Origin of the sequence: Vibrio sp. OPT46, assembly GCF_015163535.1 — a bacterium.
GTDB classification, from domain to species: Bacteria; Pseudomonadota; Gammaproteobacteria; order Enterobacterales; family Vibrionaceae; genus Vibrio; species Vibrio alginolyticus.
The window spans coordinates 1-2,751 of sequence record NZ_JADDYG010000698.1 but is presented as its reverse complement, the minus strand read 5'-3'; the positions used below and the strand labels follow the sequence as shown (position 1 = coordinate 2,751).

Annotated in this window: 3 protein-coding genes; 2 read left to right on the top strand and 1 reads right to left on the bottom strand. The window is 45.4% G+C overall.

Going from position 1 to position 2,751, the window contains the following annotated elements; translation table 11 throughout:
- A partial coding sequence (argA, locus tag IQR33_RS34335) for an amino-acid N-acetyltransferase (protein WP_322621764.1) occupies positions 1 to 826 on the bottom strand: 826 nt, incomplete at its 3' end.
- 162 nt (positions 827 to 988) lie between these two features.
- Here argA and IQR33_RS25365 point away from each other — a divergent pair.
- A complete protein-coding gene (locus tag IQR33_RS25365) occupies positions 989 to 1,444 on the top strand; it encodes a DUF2850 domain-containing protein (protein WP_054576300.1) in 456 nt (151 codons plus the stop codon).
- A 273-nt stretch (positions 1,445 to 1,717) separates the two neighbouring features.
- The coding region (gene mltA, locus IQR33_RS25360) for a murein transglycosylase A (protein WP_193844169.1) at positions 1,718 to 2,751 on the top strand (1,034 nt) is incomplete at its 3' end.

Below are 2,751 nucleotides of genomic sequence, written 5' to 3'. Positions count from 1 at the left end.
CTACTTTATAACTGATCAAGTGGCTACGAGGTACTCCGGCACGGCAAGCGGCAATAGAGCCTTTAAGAAAGCGCAGTGTTCCTGTGTTGTAATCTAGATCAGGAGACGTATTTTCAGAGAGCGTTTTGATGACATGCTCCGCCTCAATTGGCAGTAATTCGGCGACAGCATTGCCGTTGTCATCAATGACACCTTGTTCGGAGCAAAAACCAATCAGCTTATCCGCACCCAGCTTTATCGCCAGTTGTGTCGCGACTTCTTCAGAAAGTAAGTTAAAACACTCGCCAGTCACAGAGCTAGCAATGGGGCCAAGTAGCACAATAGAGCCTTGGTCGAGCGTGCGATTAATCGCGTCGGTGTCAATGCGGCGAATGCGTCCACTATGGCAATAGTCCACACCATCATCAACGCCGAGTGGCTGAGCAATGATGTAGTTTCCGCTAACGACATTGAGCTGGGTGCCTGCCATCGGAGTGTTGTTGAGGCTCATTGATAGGCGCGCAGTAATCGCAAGCTGAAGTTGTCCGGCAGCTTGCATAACAACAGATAAAGCCGATTCATCCGTAATGCGGATATTTTTGTGGTAAGGCGTAGTGAGGTCTTGTTTTTCTAGCAGCTGATTAATTTGAGGACGTGCACCATACACCACCACGACTTTGATTCCGAGGCTGTGCATGAGTGCGATATCATTAATAATATTGCCAAAATTTTTGTGTGCGACGGCTTCTCCGCCCAGCATGATCACCATGGTTTTTCCGCGGTGAGCATTGACATAAGGTGTTGATTGACGGAATCCTTTTACGAGAGCAGTACTACGAATTTTCACTACAGCCATTCCCTTGTTTAATTATGTTAAAATAATGCCTTTTTATTCACTTGGTGGCAAGGTGAAATTTTGGAATAAAGCACAAACATATTGAGGTAGGTTCTTGGTCCCGTTAAAAGGGAAGGTTACAATGGGTGCGTCTTTCCTCAATACGTGAACCTCATGTCTTCTGCTGTTAATAAGAATGCTGCGATCACTGCTTCAAATCTGTCAAAAACGTCATCTAAATCAATGCTTCGTAAGTGGCTAGAGCGTTCTCTCATGCTTATAGCGATAGTTGGAACCGTTGTCGTGTGCATGCTGTATAGTGATTTGATTACTCGAACCATTAATCCGCCCATTCCCAAATCGATAATTTATGGTCGCTGGGTTGAGCAAGATGTTGCGCCTTATGCTCGTGAAGAATTTGTGTTGAGTGAGCGCGGTGTTACCGTAAATGGTTCTACAGTGGCGACCAGTTTTGAATTCGATGGGGATTCGTTTTCGTATCGAGTGGGTTCAAATGAGCGGCACTTCAATTTTGTGGGTAAGCAGCATGCAGAAATGAAGCTGGATGCTAATGCACATTATCTACCTGTATTCCGTTTAGAGGGGCGTGCAAGGATTGCGGTAAGATAGTCGTTTTTATTATTGTCTCTTAAGCTGACAGCTTTTTCGTCTGTGAGTCACATGGATGATCACAACTTCATCTCTCAATCAGTAAATTTTACTTTCAAACATAATCCGGACAATTCCGTAATTCTTCCGCTGTTATCATGTTGCATTAACTGAATGAATTTACAACGAGTAAACGGATTGGCTTAGCGTTGAAACATTTTGTCGTTCCTTTTCAATTGCGTCGTATTCATTTGTTTGCCATCCTTTTGCTATTCTCTTTTACGGAAAAGACACGTGTTAAAAAAACTCCTTCCTATTATCTCTTTGAGCCTACTCTTTGGCTGTGCTCAACAAAATGATCGTGCTCAGCAATATCTTGATGGTGAGTTTCCTCAGATCCTCAATAAAGTGGACGTAGTTGAGTCTAACAAACCACGCGATTTTACTGAATTTAACAAGCAAGCAGAGCAAGTGGTGATAAAGTCACCATCCATGGCGAAGATTTACCAACCGCTATATCAACGATTAAGTGAGTGGGCGCAACAAAGCGGAGACACCAGCGCGTTGAGTGCGTTTGGCATTCAAGCTGCGCAATTAGGCGGTGGTGATCAAAAAGGTAATGTACTGTTTACCGGATACTTTTCTCCCGTGATGGAGCTGCGTCATACACCAAACGACATTTTTAAGTACCCAGTTTATGGCAAGCCAAACTGCTCATCAGATTGTCCGACTCGCGCGGAGATCTACAACGGGGCATTAGATGGCCAAGGTTTAGTGCTAGGTTATGCGCCTAATCGTATTGACCCGTTTATGATGGAAGTGCAGGGCAGTGGCTATGTGCATTTTGAAGATGATGATACGTTGGAGTACTTCGCGTACGCAGGGAAAAATAATAAAGCTTACGTTAGTATTGGCCGCATTTTGATTGAACGTGGTGAAGTGCCGCGTGAAAAAATGTCCCTCAAAGCAATCAAAGAGTGGGTGATGGACAACGACGATGCGACAGTGCGCGAGTTGTTGGAGCAAAACCCTTCTTACGTCTTCTTTGCACCAAAAGCGGAAGCGCCAGTAACGGGGTCGGCTGGTATTCCTTTGTTGCCAATGGCGGCGGTCGCGGGTGACCGTTCTATCTTACCAATGGGGACACCAATCTTGGCGGAAGTACCATTGCTGAATGCGGATGGTACGTGGAGCGGTGCGCATCAACTGCGAATGCTGATCGTTTTAGACACTGGTGGTGCGGTAAAACAGAACCATTTGGATCTGTATCATGGCATTGGTGCGAGAGCAGGAACGGAAGCAGGGCACTACAAGCATTTTGGTCGAGT

What these genes read in the sequence shown, in the direction of transcription:
- IQR33_RS25365 (WP_054576300.1), top strand. Translation starts at nt 989, where the DNA reads ATGTCTTCTGCTGTTAATAAGAATGCTGCGATCACTGCTTCAAATCTG.